We start from the raw sequence: 21,531 nt of genomic DNA, 5'->3' as shown, positions 1-21,531 counted from the left end.
CGATGTCTCTCGCCTCGCTCCCCCTGATCGAACGGCCGACGGTGCTGGTCATCGACGACAGGCCCGAGGAAGTGTCGCTGCTGAGCGAACTGCTCAAGGAGCATTACCGCGTCAAGGTGGCCGCCAGTGGCGAGAAGGGCCTGTCCATCGTGGCCGGCAACGATCCGCCCGACCTCATCCTGCTCGACGTCATGATGCCCGATATCGACGGCTACGAGGTCTGCCGCCAGCTCAAGGCCAATCCCCGGACTTCGGACATTCCGGTGATCTTCCTGACCGGCAAGAGCCGGATGGCCGAGGAGAAGCGGGGTTTCGACCTCGGTGCCGTGGACTACATCGCCAAGCCGTTCAGCCCGTCCATCGTGCTCGCCCGGGTCAAGGCCCATCTGCGGCTGAAGAACACCGCCGACTTCCTGCGCGACAAGAACGGTTTCCTGAAGCGCGAGGTGGCCAAGCGGACCAAGGAGGTGACGGCGATCAAGGACGTCACCATCCTGGCCATGGCGTCCCTGGCCGAGACGCGCGACCTGATGACCGGCAACCATATCCGCCGGACGCAGTTCTACATGAGCGCCCTGGCCACCAGCCTGCAGGAGCACCCGCGTTTTTCCTGGTACCTGGACGAGACGACCATCACCCTGCTGTTCAAATCGGCGCCGCTGCACGACATCGGCAAGGTCGGCATCCCCGACCGCATCCTGTTGAAGCCGGGCAGCCTGACGGCCGAGGAATTCGAGATCATGAAGACCCACGCCGCCCTGGGCCGCAACGCCATCGAGCATGCGGAGCGGTGGCTGGGCACCAGCCTGGAATTCCTGACCATCGCCAAGGAGATCACCCTGTCGCACCACGAGCGGTGGGACGGCGACGGATACCCCGAGGGACTGTCGGGTGACGACATCCCCGTTTCGGCGCGCCTGATGGCGGTGGCCGACGTCTATGACGCCCTGATCAACCGCCGGGTCTACAAGAACGCCCAATCCCACCAGGTGGCGGTGGGGGAGATCATCAAGGGCAAGGGCCGCCACTTCGACCCCGACGTTGTGGACGCCTTCGTGGGGATCAACGAGGAGTTCCTCGCCATCGCCAGGCAATACGCCGATCCCTCCTGACGGGATACGACGCCATTCCTCCGAGTAAACGCCCGTTTTCTGCAGTCCGTCGAAGGAGATCAACAGCAAATCGTCCCCTGCGTCGAGATGGGGGGCGCTCCATCGGGTGATTGGCATTCATCAGGGAGCGGTGTAGCATTCGCCAGACCGGCGAATTGGGGAATGGCATGGGCAAAAAGGTAATTTGCGGCATGCCATCAGCTGTTGCGTTGCTGGCCTTTGTTTGTGCCGCCGCTGTCGCCACCGCCTATGTCAACCTGCCGACCCCGTCACAGCCATTGGTGGCGGAGTCTCAGCCGGTGGCGGCGCCCGAGGCCGGGCTGCTTCCGCCCGTCAGTATGCGAGACGGCGAGGTGGTGGCGGCGCAGCCGCCTTCACCGGGCCTGATGGCTTCCGAGCGTGTCTTCACGGTGGAGCGCTTCGGCCGCTATGCCGTGTCCGCCGTCAGTCCCCATGGCACAGCGGTGCAACTTGTAGACCGCATGGCCGGTCCCGGCGCCGCGGACGGCGTCGCCGGTAAGCGCGATGGCCGTGTAGATCTGTTTCTGGGCCCGGGCGACCACAAGGCGATCTTGACCTCGCCGCAAAAGGTCGAGGCCCCGGCCGAATTGCAGGTCAAGCCGTACGAGGAGGAGAACGGCGCCACCCTCCCCCGGCTGGTGGAACTGCAAACCGTCTCGACCCGGTTGGGCGATCTTCAGCAGCGTTCCTACTGGCTGGACGTTCCCGCGCGGCGTTCGGTGTTCCTGGAGGCCGCCGGGCGCCATCTGGCCGACCTGCGTCTGTGGAAGGACGGCACCTGGCTGGTGGCCGCGGAGCCGGTGGCCGAGACGGTTGAACCGGTGCCGGGGCGACCCCTGGCGCTGCGCCGATTGGTGGCGGACCTCAATCCGGGACTCTATCTCGTGGTCACCTATGGTGGTCCAGGAACCGTCTGGAGCGATGGGGCCGCCGACGAGCCTTTGCATCTGCGCTGGGGCATTCCATCCCTGCCCGAGGCCTCGCGTCGGCAGCTGGTCGCCGGCCCGTTCGGCTTCGACCGCTGGCTGGTGCCCAGGCAAGCCAATTACTTCCGTCTGGAACTGCCGGAATCGGGCCGGGCGGCACTCGAGGTGGTTCGCTATGGCGATGGGCAGACCCAGCCCGGTGACCGTGTCTCCCTGGACAAGACCATGCGCGGGTCCGTGGCGGAACTCAGGGTCACGGACACCGCCGCCCAGCATCTGGTGACGGTGGAGCGCGCTCCCGGCGAGTCCTATGTGCTGCAGCACCATCCCAGCAGCCGGAGCTACACCTTCAATGGATCGGGCGACTATCTGGTGACGGCCTTGCGTCCGGGAAGCGGCGAGGACGATGCCGATTTAGGCGCCATCCTGACCGAACTCCACCCTGACGGCCGCGAGCGGGTGGTGGCCAGTTCCGCGCTGCGCCTGAGCCCGGACAGCACCTGGAAGCGGCGTTTCAACCTGCTCGACACCGTCACGCTGTTCCTGGATGTGACCGAGCCAGGGCGCTATACCGTGGCCGGCGGCGGGATCGAGGCGGAAATCGCCGTCACCCCCTTTGTCCGTTCACCGGACATGGCGGTCCGGGGCTCGACCATCGGCGGCGGGGCCTGGAGCCTGGAGCGCGGCCTTCATGTGGTCACCATCACGCCAAGGCCCGAGCAGCGCGGCATTCTGGATCTGAGCGTGAAGGGCGACAAGGCCGTCGAGGCGCCGGAGGTGGCGGCACCGGTGACCGGCGCCAGCTTCGCGCCGGTGCGCATGGATGGCGCCAGGACCTATCGGCTGACGCTCAGCCAGTCGGTGCATCCTGGCAATGGAGCGCTGGTCCGCAAACTGCCCCTGGATGGCGCCGAGGAACTTCCCCTGACCCTGGGGGCGGGCCAGATTCTGACCCTGCCCCTGTCGGTTCAGAAGGCGGGTCTCCTCGAAGCGCGCGGCGAGGATGGACGGCGATTGATGCTGTCGTCAGGCGGCGGAGTCCCCGCCGATCGGCTTGAGGTCGGTGCGGGGACACAGTCCGTGACTTTCTCCAATCCGACGCCGGTGCCGGTGCGGGCCTCGCTGCGCCTCTCTGTACCGCAGACGGAGGCCGCGCCACCGGACTTGCCGCCAGCCACCACCCAATTGCTGGCCAAGGTGCCGTCCTTCCCCGTGCTCGAGGCGGGCAAGCCGCGGTTTCTCGATCTTGCGGCGCGTCAATCGGCCACCTTCACCGTCCAGGTGGATCGGCCGGCCCTCTATCGGGTCGAGAGCTCGGGCCTGCTGGGGACGCAGGGCAATCTCCGTACCCAGGTGCAGCCCTCGCTGGCCACGGCCGCCGGCAATGGCATCGGCCGCAATTTCTTGCTGCAACGCTATCTGCGCGAGGGCCGCTACCAGCTGACCGTTGCGCCCCAGGGAGCCACCGCCGGCCATCTTGGGGTCTCGCTGGTCACCAGCCCGTTGCGCCTAGGCGGCGATCTGACGTTGGGTGTGCCCGCCAGGGCCAGCCTCGAATCCGGGGAGGCACTGCAATACGAGGTGGAGGTTACCGAACCCGGCCGCTATCGGCTGCGGGTCATGACGCTGGGCGCCAGCCCCGGTATCCGGCTGGAGGATTCCGAGGGCTGGCCGCTGACCACACCGGACCAGACCGGCGATTTGGAGCGGGTTCTGGCCCCCGGGCGCTATCGCGTGGTGGTCCTGCCCCAAGCATTGCCGTCGCGGGTGGTCAGCCTGTTTCAGCCGGTGACCGAGCCGCCGGTCCTGGCCGGTCATGGCCCCCATGTCCTGCCGCTGGGCGGATCGGCGGCCAACCGCTGGGAGGAGCCGGCCCAGGGTGAAGACCGGCTGGGTGATCTTTGGACCTTCACACTGCCGGCCGACTCCGACCTGCGGCTGGTTCTCAGCGATTTCATGGAAGCGGATCTGGAGCGCGAAGGCGGCGGGGCGGTGGCCGCCTTCAATCACCGCCGGCCGTTCGCCGGGCCGCTGGCGGCAGGGGATTACCGCCTGAGAATCCGCACCATCCGTCCCAACAACCGCGTCGATTACACTGTCTCGTCCGAGATAAGGCACCTGACCGAGGGACGGCAGGTGGCGGTTCGTGCTCCCGCCGTGATCCCCATCAGTATCGGCCGCGAGCAGATGGTTGAGCTGTCCTCGTTCGGCGACCAGGACGTGCGGGCCGTGCTGCGCGATGCCGGCGGCCGCGAGGTCGGCCGTTCCGACGACCGTCCCGATGACTGGAACTTCAATATCGCCGCCCGTCTGGCGCCCGGCTTCTACGTCCTGTCGGTGGAGCCGGTGGCATCCTCCTCGGCCGAAACCACGGTCAAGCTGGAAGCCCGGGCCGAAGTGGAGGACCCTCCACTGACCGCCTCCGGCCAGCGGGATGTGGTGGGCAACGTGGTTCACCTCCTGCCGTTGGAGATGGGGGCTGGTGACGGCCTGATGCTGGCTCAGGCCCGTTCGCGCGACAGTGCCGGCCTGATGCTGGAGCGTCGGGACCAGGACGGTCGCTGGCTGAGCGTGGGCAGCAGCTCGGGGCGCCGCGCCCTGCTGGCTCTGCCCCATGACGGCGAGGCGAAGGCCTCGTATCGGCTGAGGGTTTGGTCGCTCGATCATACCTCCGCCCCGATCACTGTCGCCATGCGGTCGGTGTCTCCCGCGACGGGATCCGAGCGATCTCTGGCCGGTGGTCTTGTCCTGGCTCGGGTGGGCGACATGGACCCACCGGTCACGGCGGCGGAAATCCGGTTGGACCGGCCGGGCCTGTTCCGGTTTGATCAGCGGTTTCCCGAGCTGAGATGGGCCTCGGCCCCCGACCGCAACACCTTGCGCGCCGGCGGTGATGTGGTGATGGCGGGGGGGCAGCGCCTGTGGCTGCTCGATGAGGGCGGCGCCAGCCGCCCGGTGACGGCGCGGAGAATCGTTCCCGATGGAGCCGCGCCGCTGACCCTGACCCTGGAAGAGGGTGATAACGCCGCCTGGCCGCTGGATGGCAAGGCGGAGGTGCCGCTGCTCATTCTGGCCCAATCGCGTGTGGGGCCGCCCGGTGTGGCGGTGGGAAAGGTGGGCGCGGCCCATGATGCCCGGACCGGCGGTTTCGCCGATGGGGCGATGGTGGCGGTTCTGGCTGATCCTGCCGCCATCAAGGAGAGCACGGTCCGTCTGTGGCGGGCGGACGCCGAGGCCACGGCGTTGCCGCTGACGCTGCGGCACGTCTCCTTCACCAACCTTTCCAAGGACCGGCTCGACTGGGGGCTGGCCGACGGGCGGCTGACCGGGGGTGCTGGGCGTGACATCTCATTGCCGGTCGGGCGCAAGCGTCTGGACCTGACCCTGCCGCCCCAGGTCGCGGCCGGGCTGATCGAGAACGGGCAGGTGGTGCGGATATTGTGGTCGGCAGAGCATGGGCAGGCCGTGACGGTGGACAGTTCGGCCGATCGCCTGATGTTGCTCAATGCCGGCGGCGAGGTCGGGTTTTACGGATTGCAGATATCCCAGGCCGGGAATGGCGAAGATCGCCTGAAGCCGGGCGGGCTGGTCAAGCGGTGGCTGCCCAATGCCGGGACGCTGCGACTGGAATTGGAGCTTCCCCCCGCCCTGCGTGGCAAGGGGGTGGTGCTGCAGGTGTCGGGGCAGGCCGAGACCGTCCGGCTGATCCAGAAGGACGGGATGGTGCGGTCCGGCACGCGGATCGCCGTCGAGGATGATGCCGTGGTGGAAGTGCGCCACCGGCCCGGATTGCTGGTCCTGTGGCTGGATGGTTCGGACGCCGAGGCGTGGCCTCGGGCCACCGGGGCCGTGGCGGCGCCAGGCGTGCCGGGAACCATCGCCTTGGCCGGAGACGAGATGTCCTGGCGCTTCGACAACACCGCTCCCGCCCTGTTGCATCTGCGCGGTACCGAGCCGGTGATGACCGGGCTGCGCCGTCCCGGCGCCGCGCCCCAAGTGGTGGCGCCGTCCCAGGGAACCGGACTGCACGTCTTCATGCCCGAGGGGGCCTCGGTTCTGGCCTTTCGCCCGCTGCACGGCGCTGCCTTGGCCGGATCGATGCGGCTGGCCCGCAGCGAGCCCCTGTCCCTTGGCGAGGGATTGGGGCCAAGGCTGCAACTGGCGCCGGGCGATGCCCGCCTGTTTTCCTTCGACCTGGCCCGGGCCGGACCGGTGGGGATCGGCATCAAGGGCTCGTCGGATTCGGCGAAGGCGCGTGTGCTGGACGGCCAGGGCGGCGTTCTGGCCGAAGGCAATGTGGTCATGAAGGACTTGCCCGCCGGCCGCTACTTCCTGCTGGTGGAGAATCGTGGCGATGCCATGCCGGTGGAGGTTCAGCCGGCGGTGGTGGGATTGGCGAGGCCCGATAGCGGCCCGCCCGAGGATGTGAAGCGGACCTATTGGTCCCTGATGGGCACCGAGGAAGAGAGCTCCAAGCCATGACCCTCATTCATCGCCGCGTCCTCGCCGCCCTGACCCTTCTGGTCGCCATCCTGGCAGAGCCGGGTTTAGCCGCCGATCAGCTTCGCCGACCCAGTGGCGCCCAGGTCGTGCCCGAGCATTTCCTGCGCAGTTGGGACCCGGTCACGCTGTTCTTCGATGCCGATACCGGCCCGGCCAAAGGCGGGGCGGAAGACAATCCACAGCGTATTGTCTCCCTGGTCCCACCCCATCCCGGCGCCTTCACCTGGATGGATGCCCGCACCTTGCAATTCCGCCCGACGGTGGCTTGGCCGCCCATGGGGCGTTTTGCCTGGACGGTGCAGGGACGCAAGACCGAACTGGTCACCCTGATGTCGGGGGCGACGGAGAGCATCCCAAAAGAGGGGGCGGTGGGGCTCGATCCCATCGAGGCCATTACCTTGTCGTTCCGCGAGCCAATCGCGCCTGAAATCCTGGCTCGGCTGGTGACCATGGAGATACTGCCCCTGCCGGGGGTCGGCGGCGAGCTTGCCCGAACCCTTGATGCCGCCGATTTCGACGTCAAGGTGGTGGAGCGGCTGCGCCCTGCCGATCCTGCCGTCTATGTGCTCAATCTGCGCCATCCCATCGGCCTGGGCTCCAAGGTGGTGGTCCATATCCGGCTGGCCCCGGATCAGATGGCGGGCCGCGAGGAGCAACGCATCGCCTTTTCGACCGCCGAACCGTTCCATGTCACCCGCTTCGGCTGCCGCGACACCGGCTATCCCTCGCTGCCCGAAGGCGTGTCCTATGCCAAGGAGCGCGCCTTGCAATGTCCCGCCGACGAACGCTCGGTGCATCTGACCTTCTCGGGCAATCTCAAACCCGTTGGCCCGATCGAAGGCCGTAATCTGGTGCGCCTCTCGCCCCAGGTGGATGATCTGCGCTTCGAGGCCGTGAATAACGCGCTGGTGGTCCGGGGACGCTTCGAGGCCGATACGCTGTACCAGGTTCGGCTGGAACCGTCGGCCCTGTCCGACGCCAAGGGACGGCCGTTGCATCTGGCGGCCGCCAACCAGCTGTACCTGTCGTTTCCCGCCAAGCCCGGATTCATCAAGTTCATGGCGGGCGAGGGAATCGCGGAACGATTCGGGCCGCAGATGGTGCCGGTGAAGACGCGCGGCGTCGAGCGGCTGGATCTGCGCATCCATCCCATCGACCCGCTGGACCGTTCGCTGTGGCCCTTCCCGCGTGAGAACCTGCTGGTCGATGAGACCCAGCGCCCACCGGCCCCGGGTGAGGAGCCCAAACCCTGGACCGCCAGCTATTCCGTATCCGAGCAGACCATCGCCGAGCATATCCGCGCCTTCGGCTCGCCCTCCATCTCGGAACTGGTGCAGATTCCGGGCGGCAAGGGCAAGGCGACCACCAGCTTCGGCCTCAATCTGCGCCCCCATCTGGAGCGCATCGCCGGGGCCGGCAAGCCGGGTCACTATCTGGTCGGTATCCGCCGTCTGGAAAGCAAGAGCAGCCGGGTGTGGATGCGCCTGCAGGTCACCGATCTCAGCCTGACCGCCGTGGACGAGGTCGATCGGGTCCGCTTTGCCGTGACCTCGCTGGCCACGGGTCAGCCGGTGGAGGGAGCCTCCATCCGCCTGGAGGGCCGGGGAATGCAGGGCAATGACCACCTGCCGGCCAGGCTGACCACCGGTCCGGACGGCAGCGTATCCTGGGAGGCGCCCGGCACCGTCAACGATTCCATCCGCCGCATCATCGTCGCCAAGGATGGCGATACCCTGGTCCTCGACCCCGCTCGTCCGCCTCGCTTCTATGCCGAGGGGGGGTGGCGCGAATCCTCGTATTACGAAAACTGGCTGGGCTGGACGACGCAGGCGCTGGCGGATCGCAAGGACCCGCCCAGGGATTTGTGCCATATTTTCACCGAACGGCCGATCTATCGCCCCGACGAGGCGGTCCACATCAAGGGGTATGTGCGCAAGAGCCAGGACGGCAAATTGGACCTGTCGGCCAAGCCCGGCACTCTGGTCGTGCGCGCCCCGGACGGGGCCGAATGGCGCTATCCGCTGGATATCAACGAATTCGGCAGTTTCTACCACAAATTCGATGCCAAGACGGCCGCCACCGGCATCTACAAGGTCCGCGTGGACTATAAGGGGGCCTCGGTATCCCATGATGAGTCCGAGGACGATGATGCGGTCGCCGAGTCGGGTGGCAGTACCTGCCATGTGGCCAAGTTCAAGAAGGAGGCCTATCGGCTGCCGCGCTTCGAGGTGCAATTGCACGCGCCCCTGTCCGTCGGCCTCGACGCGCCGTTCCCCGTCGGCCTGACCAGCGAGTATTATGCCGGTGGCGTGGTGGCCGAAAGGCCGCTGCGCTGGCGGGTGACCCAGGTGCCCTTCGCCTGGACGCCCAAGGCGCGGCCGGGTTTCCTGTTCTCGGCCGACCAGCGCTTTTCCGGCAATCAGCCCTTCCGCTCCAGCCCCGTCCTCGAGCGCGACGGCAAGACCGACCCCCAGGGCGCCGCCCGTCTGACCCTTGATCCCACCATCGAGGCCACCGCCCAGCCCAGGAAGTACATCATCGAGGCCACCGTGGTGGGCGACGACGACCAGAGCGTCACCAATACCCAGGAGGTGCTGGCCCTGCCGCCCTTCGTTCTGGGATTGAAGCTGCCGCGCTTCATCGAGAAGACCGATCGGCTCGAGCCCCTGGTGGTGGTCGAGGACGGCCAGGGCAAGCCCATCACCGGCCAGAAGGTCACGGTTCGGCTGCTGAAGCGGCAGTGGAATTCCATTCTCCAGGCCACCGACTTCACGCAGGGATCGGCCAAATACGTAACCGAGGTGGTCGAGGACAAGGTGGCGGAAACCACCGTGAACAGCGTCGCCGAGCCGTTCAAGGTTCCCTTTCCCATCAATGGGGCCGGGGTCTATGTGGTCGAGGTGGAATCCCAGGACAAGCTGGGGCGCCTGCAGACGGTCAAGGTGGACATGTTCGCCGGCGGCGAGCGCCCGGCCACCTGGTCGCGTCCACCGGCCGAGGTGTTCTCGGCATCGTCCGACAAGACCGCCTATGCGCCGGGCGAAACCGCCAAGCTGGTGCTGCAAAGCCCCTTCCAGAACGGCCAGGCCCTGGCGGTGATCGAGGAGCCCGACGGCCACAATCGCTATGAATGGGTGACGGTCAAGAATGGCTACGGCACCCTGTTGCTGCCCATCAAGCCGGAATACATGCCGCGGCTGCCGGTGCATTTCGTGCTGATGCGCGGGCGCCTGAAGGGCGACGACGATCAGGTCGGACACCATGCCGATTTGCGCAAGCCGGCAACGGTGGCGGCCACCCAATGGGTCACGGTCACGCCCGTCAAGAATCTCGTCAAGGTGGAGATTTCCGCGCCCCGCAAGGCCCAGCCCGGCCAGGACGTGGATTTGACGGTGAAGCTGGCCGACGATTTGGGCCAGCCCCTGGCCGGCGAGGTCACCTTGTGGATGGTCGATCAGGCGGTGCTGGCCCTGGCCAAGGAGGCCAGGCTCGACCCGCTGCCCCAGTTCATCGTCCCGCGCGACAGCAAGACCAGATTGCGCGATACCCGCAATTCGGTGTTCGGCCTGCTGCCCTTGCAGGAAGAGCCGGGCGGCGACGAGGGTGACGACGGCTCGCCCCTGCTGCGCGCCACCGTGCGCAAGAACTTCACGCCGGTTCCCTATTACGAGCCGTCCCTCAAGGTGGGACCCAGTGGCACCGTGACCGTCACCGTGCGCCTGCCCGATTCGCTCACCAACTTCAAGCTGCGGGCCAAGGCGGTGAGCGGCACCTCCCGGTTCGGCTTCGGCACCGGCGACATGCAGGTCCGCCTGCCGGTTCTGGTGCAGCCGGCGCTGCCGCGCTTCGTGCGGCCCGGCGACAGCTTCCAGTTATCGGCAATCGGCCGGGTGGTGGACGGGGGCGGCGGCCCCGGGCGGGCCAAGGTCAAGCTGGCGGGGCTTGACCTGTCCGGCTCGGACGAACGCGGCTTCGAGTGGCAGCCCAATGTATCCCAGCGCCTGGACTTTCCGGTGACGGTTCCGGTGGGAGCCGGCGGCAGCGTGGACGTGACCATGGGCGTGGACCGCGCCTCCGATGGCGCCAAGGATGCTTTCCAGGTCAGCCTGCCGGTCTTGCCCGACCGTGAAAGAGTGGCGGAACGCACCATCGCCGTACTTGGCGGCGAGGCGGCGGTGGTGGTGCCGGCGCTGACCGAGGCGGCGAGGCCGGGAACGCTGGAACGCGACGTGGTGGTGGCCGGTAAGGAAATGGTGGCGCTGGCCGGTGGTCTGGACTATCTGCGCCTCTATCCCTTCGGCTGCACCGAACAGCGGCTCAGTCTGGCCCGCGCCAGCATCGGGTCACGCCAGTTCGGCGGCGCGCTGCTGGGGCCCGATGGCTCGGAGGAGCGGATCACCGCCACCGTACGAGCGACCCAGGAATGGGTTGCCCAATCCGTGGCCGAGAACGGCCTGGTGTCCTATTGGCCGGGCGGGCGCGGTTATGTGGCGGTCACCGCCTGGGCGGTACAGTTCATGACCGAGGCCAAGGCGGCGGGATTGTCGGTGGATCAACCCTTGCTCGACAAGTTGACGGTGGCGCTGAAGCAGTCGCTACGCTCCGATTATCGCGATTTCGTCGATGGACAGTCCTGGTCGGAGCGCTCCTGGGCTCTGGCGGCCCTGACCGGAGCGGGGCAGGGGGATAGCACCTATGCCGCCGAACTGGCCCGCAAGGCTCCCGATCTGCGCGCCGAGGCCCTGGCCCAGGTGGCGTGGGCCCTGGCCAAGTCGCCCGCCACTCCGGCCACGACCCTGGGCGAGATGCAAAAGCGCCTGTGGTCCAATGTGGTGATCAAGCTGGACAAGGGCCGGGATATGTATGGCGGCTTGCAGGAGGCGGGAGGCCTGAGTCCGCTGATTTTGCCGTCGGAAACCCGGACCCTGGCTCAGATATTGCGGGCGTCCATCGCCGCGCAACCCGCCGAGCCGCGCAACCGCATGCTGGCCGATGCCCTGCTGTCCCTGGGCAAGGGCGACGGCTGGGGCAGCACCAATGCCAATGCCGAAGCCCTGCTGGCCCTGGCCGACTGGATCAAGGCGGAGGGAAAAAGAGGAGGCGACCGGATAGCCACTATCGCCATCGGAGCTGAACGGCGGCAGCTGACCCTGTCCGATACGGTTCCGGCGGTGCGCCAGAGCCTGCCGGCGGGCGAGGCGGCCATCAGCCTGGCGGCACCATCCCCGGACCCCCTGGCGGTCTGGGTGCGGACCAGCTATCTCCCCGAGGCCGACGGCAGCGCCCAGGCCGCCGTCGCCCATGGTTTCGCCGTGGATCGTGAAGTGTGGAAAGTGTCGCCCGACGGCGGGCTGGCCCGACGGATCTCCCTCGACAGCCCCTCCACCATCCTCTCCCTGGAGGTGGGAGAGTTGATCGAGGATCACGTCACCGTGGTCAATTCCGCCGATCGGGTCCATATCGCCGTGGCGCTTCCCCTGGCCGCCGGCATGGAGCCTCTCAATCCCACGCTGGCGACCGCCCCGCCAGAGGCCAAGCCGTCGGAGGCGGTGACCCGGCCGCCGTCCTACATGGCTTTCCTGGACGACAAGATCAGCTATTTCTATGACGAGTTGCCCAAGGGAACCTACCACTTCCGCCTGCGCAGCCGTGCTGCCGTGCCCGGCCGCTTCATCCAGCCGGCGGCGGCGGCGCGCGCCATGTACGACGACACGGTCAACGGCAATGGCAACGGAGCGCTGGTGGTGATCGCCCGGCCATGACCAGGGGCCGCCGCCTCGTCCTGGGACACGCGACCGGGCTGGTTCTGGCCCTGGCCCTGGCCCTGGCGGTTCTGTGGCCGCGGGCCGACCTCAAATCGCCGGCCATGACCCGTATCCTGCTGGATCGTCACGGCGCTTTTCTGGCTCAGTCGGGTGGCCGCGACGGGACCGGGTATGGCTATTGGCCGGTGGAGCGCATTCCAGAGAGGGTGGCGGCGGCCATCATCGCCATCGAGGACCATCGTTTCGCTACGCACCCGGGGGTGGACCCCATCGCCCTGGTCCGGGCCGCGGCCGAGCGTCTGAGGGGGGTGGGCCGATCGGGGGCGTCGACCATCGCCATGCAGGTGGCGCGCATGCAGGCGCCGGGACCGCGCACCCTGCCGCGCAAGGTGCTGGAGGCGGCCACCGCCGTGGTCATGGTGGCTCGTCACGGACATGACGAGGTCTTGCGGCAATATTTGCGGCTGGTGCCCTTCGGCAACGGCAGTCACGGCATCGCCCATGCCGCCCGCTGGTATCTGGACAAGCCGGTGGACGACCTGTCCTGGGCCGAGATCGCCTTCCTGTCGGCCATCCCCCAGGCCCCCGGGCGGATGAATCCCTTCACTCCCGAGGGCAAGTCACGGGCGGTGCGGCGCGGCCACCGGATTCTGGCCCATCTGCACCGGGCCGGCTTGATGGAGGCGGAGGAATTCGCCTTGGCCGAGAGCCAGATCGAGCATCTGGTCATTCCCCGCCGTGGCCGTCGCCCGGCCGAGATGATTCATCCCGTGCTGCGGTTGCAGCGCGCCCTGGCCACCGCCCAAGCCCCGGTGCCGCCCCTGGTGTTCACCACCCTGGATCTGGCCACCCAGCGCCGGGTGCGTGAGGCCGCCGAGCGTGTCATGCCCGACTGGCGGGCCAGGGGGGCCGAGCAGGTGGCGGTGGTGGTGGTCGATCGCGCCAGCCGCGAGGTTCTCGCCTGGCTGGGCTCGGATGCGTATTTTTCCCCTCAGGGCGGCGCCATCGATTTCACCGCCGTCAGCCGCTCGCCGGGCAGCACGTTGAAGCCGTTCCTCTACGCCCTGGCGCTTGATCGGAAGCGGATCGCCGCCAACACCATTTTGGCCGATCTGCCCGAGACCCAGTGGGGCATCGATAATTCCGACCACGATTATCTCGGTCCCATGCTGCCCCGCCAGGCCCTGGCCAATTCGCGCAACGTGCCGGCGGTATCGGTGCTACGTCAGGTGGGGCTGGACGAGACCTATCTGTTTCTCTCCTCATTGGGGCTGCACGACAATGCCCAGGCTGCGTCGCGGTTCGGGCTGGTGCTGGCGGTCGGTGCCATGCCCACCACCCTGGAACGTCTGGTCCGAGCCTATGGCGCCATCGCCGATGACGGAAGGCTGATGGATCTGTCGTGGTGGCGCGGCCAGGAGATTTCTCCGCCGGGCCAGGTGCTGGCGGCGGCGACGGCGCGGCAGATTACCCAGTTCCTGTCCGATCCGGCGGCACGGCTACCGACCTTTCCCCGGTTGGGTGCCAGCGAGGCCGGAATTCCCATCGCCATCAAGACGGGGACATCCCAGGGCTACCGCGATGCCTGGGCCGTGGCCTGGACCGCCGAAACCATGGTGGGCGTATGGACCGGGCGGGCGCGAGGCACCACGATGCAGGCCATGACTGGCGCCCAGTCCTCGGCGCGACTGGCCCAGGATATTCTCCTCGGCATGAGGGAGGGGCGGCCCGAGACCATGGCCGCGCGGGCTTTCCCGCCCCCAGCCAATTACCGTCCGGTGGAGTTGTGTGCCCGGACCGGGCTGCGCTCGGCGGGGCGGTGTGCCCAGACTCTGGTGGAGTGGTTCGCCGACGGCCATCCCCCCGAGGAGGATGACGTCTTCCAGCTCCTGAAGGTGGACTTACGCAACGGCCTGCTGGCGGCGCCATGGACGCCCGGGGAGTACGTGGCGGAACGCACCTTTGCCGCCTTCCCGCCCGAGCACGCCGCCTGGGGCAACGCCAATGCGCTGCCTTCCCCGCCAACGGAGATCAGCCCCCTGGACCGGCCCCGGATCCATACACCGACGGTCGCGCGGCCGGGAATTGCTGGGGCGTCTCATGCCGGTGCAAGCCTGCGGGTCATCGCGCCACGCGACGGCTTGCGCATGGCGCGTAATCCCGAAACGCCACCCGAGGCCGATATGCTCAATCTCCGCGCCACGGTCGGACGCGGCGTCACCACGGTGGTGTGGCTAGTGGACGGCAAGCCTTGGCGGGAGGCGGGGGCTCATGATCCGGTTCACTGGCCGCTCAGCGCCGGCACCCATGTTTTTCAGGTAGCAACCCGTGATGGCACCCAGACCTCGGCCCCAGTGACTATTTCGGTGGAATAGGGACTTGAGCAGGCAAGGCCTGAATAGGTGCGGTCCGACGACATGCAATGGGCGAGGGGGGGAGCGCTTCGGCGAGGCTCCGAGCCCCGCATGCCCGCGATCCCGCCTCTTATCGCTCCACCTTGCCTGAGGCCGCTTGCAATGGCCGCGTGATGTCGCATCGCCGTCTGGCAGGGCCACAGATTTGGGGAAAACGTCCCTACGACCTGACGCCTTATCGGTTGCTGTCGCGGGACGGCAGTATCGAGGAAGTACCCTACCCCTATGTGATCCGGGAGTATGGGATCAAGGGATTCCATGAACTGATCCCTACAAGGGTCGGCATCGTCATAGAGGCGACCGATCCGGGCAAGGGCCGTACCGGCCTGTTTCTGCTGAACGGCGACCGTCTCCAGCGGTTCTGGCCACGGCCGGAACGATTCGAATTCCTGCGGACCAAGGAGCAGGTGGGTGGTCTGATCCTGTCGCCGGACGGCTGCAAGATCGCCTTTCGCCGCTACGCCAACTGGCTTCCCGACACCAAGAAGCCGGTGACCATCATCAATTTGTGCAAGGGAGCCTGACATGGCCGAGGTCCTGAACGAAGCAACAATCCGTGCGGCATGGACCGCTATGGACCAGACCTACGGCCACACCCAGCCGGGGTATGCCCTGCAGCCCATCGACAACGGTGGACAGGGACGGGCACAGCCTTGGGCGACCCCGCCGGGATGGGCCATCACGGCGTCGCTGGAGGAGGCTGCGGCCGGTGGCAAGTTCGTGGTCTACAAGAACGCTGCCACTAACCAGGTGATGCTGGTGGCTATGGGCACCAACGGCATTTCCGATGTGAAGGGCTGGCAAAGCAATGTGGAGAGTTTCGGCCTGTCGCAATGGCATTCGGCGGCGGTGGATAACCAGGGACGGACCATCAAGGACCGGGTCTATCAGGCACTGAACGACGCGTTGGCGGGCGGCGCGTCTCTGGTGGTGGCGGGCGACAGCAAGGGTGGCGCCCAGGGGCAGTTCATCGTTCACGACATCATTCAGGATCGCACCAATTTTGGAGACAAATATGCGGACCTGAAAAACCTCGCTACCAACCAGATGGGCATGGTGCTGCGGGTGGCGCCGGGCGCCGAAAGTGCCATCAAGACCTACGATCCCACCTATGATCCCAGTTCACCGCTGTATTCCGGGATCGCCGTGGACATCACCGCGACCAGAACAACTGACGGCAGTTCCACCGAAGCGGTGAGCCAGACCGGCGGTCGTTATCTCGGCGGGGCCAGTTCGATCTTCTACCTCCCGGTCGATTTCAATTCGACGGGAAGAACCGACAATGTCTTTACCTACCTGCATCGCCTGGTCGAGAGCGGCTGGGACGGGATGGCCAGCCTGAATGGCGATTTCAACGCCCGGACTCTTGCTCCACGCGTCACCATGAACATCGACCAACTGGCCTTGTACGGCAGCATGTTCACCAGGGGGCTGGACGAACCTGTCAATGACATCGAGGCAGGGGCCAGATTCTTCACCGCACTCGCCTGTGGTTACACCATGGCTCCCGGAGTTGCCCTCAACCAGCTGGTGGGCGGCGATTTCAGCCCCACGACCGTGGAGGCGATTTCCATGGTTCTCGCTGCCCCAGGGGGATGGGGTCTGTGTAAGCTTGGCGTCGCCGTTTCCAGTGGCGCTCGTTATCTGGGGCCAAGCCAGGGCGGCCTGTTCGATAGTGCCTATGGTTTGGGCGTCGCGGTCGCCACCACCAAGGCGCCCACGGATATTCCGTCCGGCATGCTTCGCCTGTTTGGGATGACCCAGAGTGGTGGGAAGTACGTCATCGATTTCAATGAGATGACAGGAATCGGAAAGATCTACTGCACGGATGAACAAGGACGAGTTGAGGGAAATTTCGGCGCAGGTAGCGTTGACTACAAGCTGTTTAACCAGTTTACCGGGCAAGAGCTTACGGGGGGAACTTATTCCTGTCGGGCTGACGGCTTTCAATGGTCCACCACCACGTCGCAAGGAACGGAAAGCGGTGCAGGTGTGCCTATGGCGGCGATTACGCCCCCTCCCGAGATTGGTCCCTCCGACCCGCTCCGGGCTCCGTCCACGTCCTTCCTTGAAATCGGTTCGGATCACACCGTCTCCCTCAAGGCGGGCGGCACGCTGTCGGACATCGTCGCCATGGAGAACGCCAACGGCAATCCGATCACGGTGGAAGATCTGCGGCGGGTCAATGGCCTGACACCGGAGATGGACACCAAACTGCGGGTGGGGCAGCAGTTGCTCGTTCCGACCCGGACCGGAAACCAACTGACCGCACAACTGGGCAACGACAGCATCACCTTTGATCTGTCGCGCAATGCCCTCGAGACTCATTTCGAGGACGGTACCGGCGCAGCCTACGATTCCGATGGCCAGCAGACCGCGACCATCGCCTACAGCGACGTCGGCACGCTCTACACCTACCTCAACACCGACGGGACGCCGACCGGGACCAAGGAGTTCGTCAATCCCGACAACTCGCGCGAGGTGAGCTACGCCGACCGCACCGGTGCAACGTATGATTCCTCGGGCACCAAGACCGCCACCATCGCCTATGGCCGGACCACAGCCGATGGCTCGGTGGGCACCATCTATACCCAGCTCAATCCGGCGACCGGGGCGCCGACCGGCGGCACGGTGATCGTCTTCGCCGAGGGTGAGCGCCAGGTGATGAACGGCGACGGTACGGGGGTGATCTACAGCGCCAGGGGCAACAAGGCGTCGGAGGTGGAGATCGTCAACGGCGTCGAGACCCGCTTTTGGCTCGGCGCCGATGGCAAGCGTACCGGCGAGAAGACCAGCTATCATCCCAATGGGTTGGTGACTGGCACCAGGCGTGACGGCGATGGGGAGTTTACATTTACCCGCATCAACGGCGGCGAAGTTCGGGAGTACAAGGACGGGCGTTCCGTCTACGTCCCGCCGGGAGGAGTGCCACAGCCAATCAACCAGGACACCCCTTTCGGCGGCGATCAGGCCCCTCTGCCGGATCCCGACCCGGATGATGAGGATGAGCCGGATAACGAGGACGACAGCGGCGGCAATGGGACTGGCGGGGAGACTGGAACCGGCGGCGACGTGTTCGGCGGCGGCAGCGGCGGTGATTTCCTCGGCTTTGGCGGCGACCATCCCGATCCAACCCCGGTGGAGCCGGGTGGCGACCCTTCATACGATCCGCCCGATATCGGGCCGGGCTGGACCAATGCCGAGGGCGACCCCGTCACCATCACCATCGGTTCGGGGAACATTCCCCAGATCGATGTGAATGACCTGTTCAAGGCCTTCGAGGAGGAGACCTATACCGCTCCCGCCCATGCTCCCAAGTGCTTCGCCGCCGCCACGCCTGTGTTGATGGCCGATGGCTCGCACAAGCCCATCGCCACTGTTGTCATTGGCGATATGGTGATGGCCTTCGACGGCTCGGGGGCGCTGGAGCCGCGTGCCGTGACCCGGACCTTCACCCATGACGGCGTGGAGGTGGAAGACTTCCTGACCGAGGACGGCACGGCCTTCACCGCCAGTGCGGGACACCGGGTCTTGAGCGCCGGGGGTGGGTTCAAATCGCTGTCCCAGCTTGCCCCCGGCGAGGCGGTGCTGGCAGCCGATGGCCGCCCGGTGCGTCTGGCGTCGGGAACGGGCGGCTTTCGGCGTATCCGCGTCCACAACCTTACCGTGGATGGACTGCATACTTATGTCGCATCAGGGCTGCGCGTTCATAATACAAAGCCAATCGTCGTAGATCTTTCAGGTGACAATCGCATCGAGTTGGTGGGGCTGGATGAGTCCGGCGTGCTGTTCGACATGGACGGCGACGGCTTCAGGGAGAATACCGCCTGGGCCGGACCCAATGACGACCTGCTGGCCATCGACCAGGGCGGTGACGGCAAGATCACCCAGGCCGACGAGATCGTCTTCGCCCGCTATGCCGGACAGGCCGGGGCTACCGATCTGGAGGGCCTGCGTGCCGGCTTCGACGGCAATCATGATGGCGTTCTCGATGCCCAGGATAGCGGCTTCGGCCTGTTCGGGGTGTGGCAGGACGTCAACCAGAACGGCCGTACCGATGCGGGAGAATTCAAGACCCTGGCCGAACTGGGAATCCTGTCCATCGGCCTTCTGGGAAACAATGGCGGCGGCACCGACGGCAGCGGCAACACTATTCTCGCCACCACCCGTCTCACCAAGGCAGACGGCGGCACCCTGCTGGCGGGTGATGTGGATCTGGCGGTGGCGGAGCCCGGCTGGGCGGAGACTGAGCGCCGGCCCAACATCTCCCTCCTGCGCGACGAGCAGGGCCATACCGGGGCCGCATTGGTCGAAGGCACCGCCATGCGCCTGCTCGATGCCGGGGAGCTGGGGGCCTCGGCGGGCTTCGGCACGTCCAAGGACGATCTGCTGCTGACCACCGGTAGCGGCGCGGTGACCCTGGCGGGCGGAGCCGGCAACGATCTGCTGATCGGCGGCGGCGGCAATGACGTGCTGAAGGGCGGCCAGGGCGCGGATCGTATCCTGGGCGGCGGTGGGAATGACACCCTCTTTGCCGATGCCGCCGATACCAGCATCGACGGCGGTACGGGGCGCGACACCCTGGTGGTGGCCACCGGCGAAGGCATGAGTCTCGATCTGGGTGCGGCCCGGATCGAGGTGGCCCGGGGCAATGACGGTGCCGACCACCTTTTCACCGGCAGGACCGGCTCGGTCACCATCAGCGGCGGCGGCGGCAATGACCTGATCGAGGGCGGAGCCGGCAATGATGACCTGTCCGGCGGGGCCGGCAGCGACACCCTGAAGGCGGGGGCGGGTAACGACACCCTGCGTATCGACGCCGCCGACCGTCAGGAGAATGTGGACGGCGGCGCCGGCAACGACCTTGTCATCGTGGAAGGGACAGGCGGAATCCGTCTCGACCTCGGCGCCTCCCATGTGGAGATGGCCCTGGGGGGCATTGGCGACGATAGCTTCTCCACCTCCGGCAGCGGCGCGGTGACCATCAACGCCGGAGCCGGCAACGACACCCTGTTGGGCGGCGGCGGGGCAGATACCCTCCTGGGGGGTGACGGCAACGACACCGTGGATGGCGGTGCGGGGACTGATCGGCTGGACGGCGGAACCGGTGGCGACTGGCTCAAGGGCGGCGCCGGCAACGATCAACTGATCGGCGGAGCGGGACGCGATACTCTGTCGGGTGGCAGTGGCGACGACGTACTGGTGGTGGATGCCGACGATGCCCTGGCCGCCCTCGACGGCGGCGATGGGGCGGACACGGTGCGGGTCGTCGATACTCGGGGCGTTTCCATGGACCTTGGGCTCGCCCATGTGGAGTTCGCTGTCGGCGGCTCTGGCGCCGATCAGATCACCACCAGCGGCGTCGGCTCGGTCGCCGTGGATGGCGGGGCCGGCAATGACCTGCTGTCGGGCGGCATCGGGGCGGACACCCTGTCGGGTGACCATGACCACCGAGGTGGAGAAGCTCCAGTTCTCCGACCAGCTTCTTGATATCGCCAGCGGCAGTACGCAGCCGGTGGCGACCGATGACCGCATGCGCGCCTACCGCGAGACGCCGTTCACGGTCGCGGCCAAAAACTTGACGATCAACGATTGGGATCTGGACGGGCAATCCATCTTCGTCAAGGCGGTGGACCGCGCCATCGGCGGCAAGGTGGCTTTCGACTATTACGGCCAGAAAGTCACCTTCACTCCCGATGTGGGCTTCGTCGGCATTGCGTCGTTCGATTACACAATCATCGACAGCAGCGGCAAGGCCTCGACCGCCACCGCCCGTATCGAGGTCGATCCCTACAAACCCCACGATCTGCCCACGGACCCGTTGTTTCCGTCGCAATTCAATCTGTTCAACACCGGCCAGCAGGGCGCCATGCCGGGCATGGATCTGAATGTGACGCCAGTATGGGATGATTACATCGGTGGCCATGTGATCATCAGCAATATCGAGGGGCAGCTCGAATATACCAACCCCGACATCGCACCCAATTACGACACGACACGCGACTGGGACTTCTTGGAAGGGGATTCGGATCCCAATATTCGCCTGCCTACGTCTGCAGGTCACTCAACCTGCACGACATCATTCATGGTGGCGGCAAGAAATGGGTGGGGAGCGGTTGGTGTTGCATATGGGGCGAAGGTGTTCGTGTCGGCCAACGGCAAAGATGGCTGGTCCCGACCTGACCTAACGCCTCGGAGTTTGGATTATGCATGGCAGGCTGGGGCTGATGTCATCAACTTCATCGGCACGTATGCCGTGCAGGAGGGGTTTCCTAGTCGAGTGAACAAGTCCGCCATCCTCTCTGCGCTGGCTAATGCCGTTACTTATGGCCGTGGCGGCCTCGGCACGCCAGTTGCCGAAACTGGCGGAAACGAGGGAGCACAGGGTTACGACACCAACTACTCGGCGGAAACCTCCAATCGTTACGTCGCCAACATCGCCGCATTGGCACCGGATGGAGATGCTGCCTTCTGGAGTGAACGCGACCAATATTGGACGACGCCGGGCGATAACGTCCTGGTCAGCACTCCCGGCCAGTCCGGCATCATTACCGACGTGAGCGGCGTTAACGGCTACGCTTCGGGCGATAGCTACCCTGGACGGCGGAGCCGGCAATGACGCGCTGAACGGTGGTGCGGGTGCCGACATCCTGCGAGGGGGGGACGGCGACGATCTGATCATCGCTGATGGCGGGGGAGACACGATCGACGGTGGGGCGGGAATCGATACGGTCACCTATGCCGCCTCCACGGCTGGGGTAACCATCGGCCTGGGCGGGGGCGCCGGGGG

At 66.4% G+C, this 21,531-nt stretch carries 7 protein-coding genes and 1 pseudogene; all 8 read left to right on the top strand.

From position 1 onward, the window contains the following. Nucleotides 1-2: 2 nt before the first annotated feature. Nucleotides 3-1,112 carry a response regulator gene (locus tag ACV4UZ_RS20500; protein ID WP_491602638.1) on the top strand — a complete coding sequence of 370 codons (1,110 nt, stop codon included), beginning with the start codon at nucleotides 3-5 and terminating at the stop codon, nucleotides 1,110-1,112. A 167-nt stretch (nucleotides 1,113-1,279) separates the two neighbouring features. Then, nucleotides 1,280-6,541, top strand: a complete 5,262-nt coding sequence (locus tag ACV4UZ_RS20495) for a hypothetical protein (protein ID WP_491602637.1) — start codon at nucleotides 1,280-1,282, stop codon at nucleotides 6,539-6,541. Beyond that, on the top strand, nucleotides 6,538-12,324 hold the full coding sequence (locus tag ACV4UZ_RS20490; protein WP_491602636.1) for an alpha-2-macroglobulin family protein: 5,787 nt from the start codon (nucleotides 6,538-6,540) through the stop codon (nucleotides 12,322-12,324). Before ACV4UZ_RS20495 ends, ACV4UZ_RS20490 begins: the two co-directional genes overlap by 4 nt. Continuing rightward, the gene (locus ACV4UZ_RS20485; protein ID WP_491602635.1) at nucleotides 12,321-14,702 is read left to right on the top strand and encodes a transglycosylase domain-containing protein; all 2,382 of its coding nucleotides are present in this window, start codon (nucleotides 12,321-12,323) and stop codon (nucleotides 14,700-14,702) included. Before ACV4UZ_RS20490 ends, ACV4UZ_RS20485 begins: the two co-directional genes overlap by 4 nt. 152 nt (nucleotides 14,703-14,854) lie before the next feature. After that, nucleotides 14,855-15,265, top strand: coding sequence for a hypothetical protein (locus ACV4UZ_RS20480; RefSeq protein ID WP_491602634.1), 411 nt, complete (start codon nucleotides 14,855-14,857; stop codon nucleotides 15,263-15,265). A gap of 1 nt (nucleotide 15,266) precedes the next feature. After that, a complete protein-coding gene (locus ACV4UZ_RS20475) occupies nucleotides 15,267-20,231 on the top strand; it encodes an SPM autocatalytic domain-containing protein (RefSeq protein WP_491602633.1) in 4,965 nt (1,654 codons plus the stop codon). After that, complete coding sequence (locus tag ACV4UZ_RS20470; RefSeq protein ID WP_491602632.1) at nucleotides 20,185-21,360, top strand: cadherin-like domain-containing protein; 1,176 nt, start codon at nucleotides 20,185-20,187, stop codon at nucleotides 21,358-21,360. The genes ACV4UZ_RS20475 and ACV4UZ_RS20470 overlap by 47 nt, the downstream gene beginning before the upstream one ends. After that, nucleotides 21,329-21,463, top strand: a pseudogene (locus ACV4UZ_RS20465) (calcium-binding protein); the annotation flags it as partial. The gene ACV4UZ_RS20470 and the pseudogene ACV4UZ_RS20465, both read left to right, overlap by 32 nt. Nucleotides 21,464-21,531 lie beyond the last annotated feature (68 nt).

It is taken from the genome of Paramagnetospirillum sp. (genome assembly GCF_058402745.1).
This window is presented reverse-complemented; position numbering and strand designations above follow the sequence as displayed.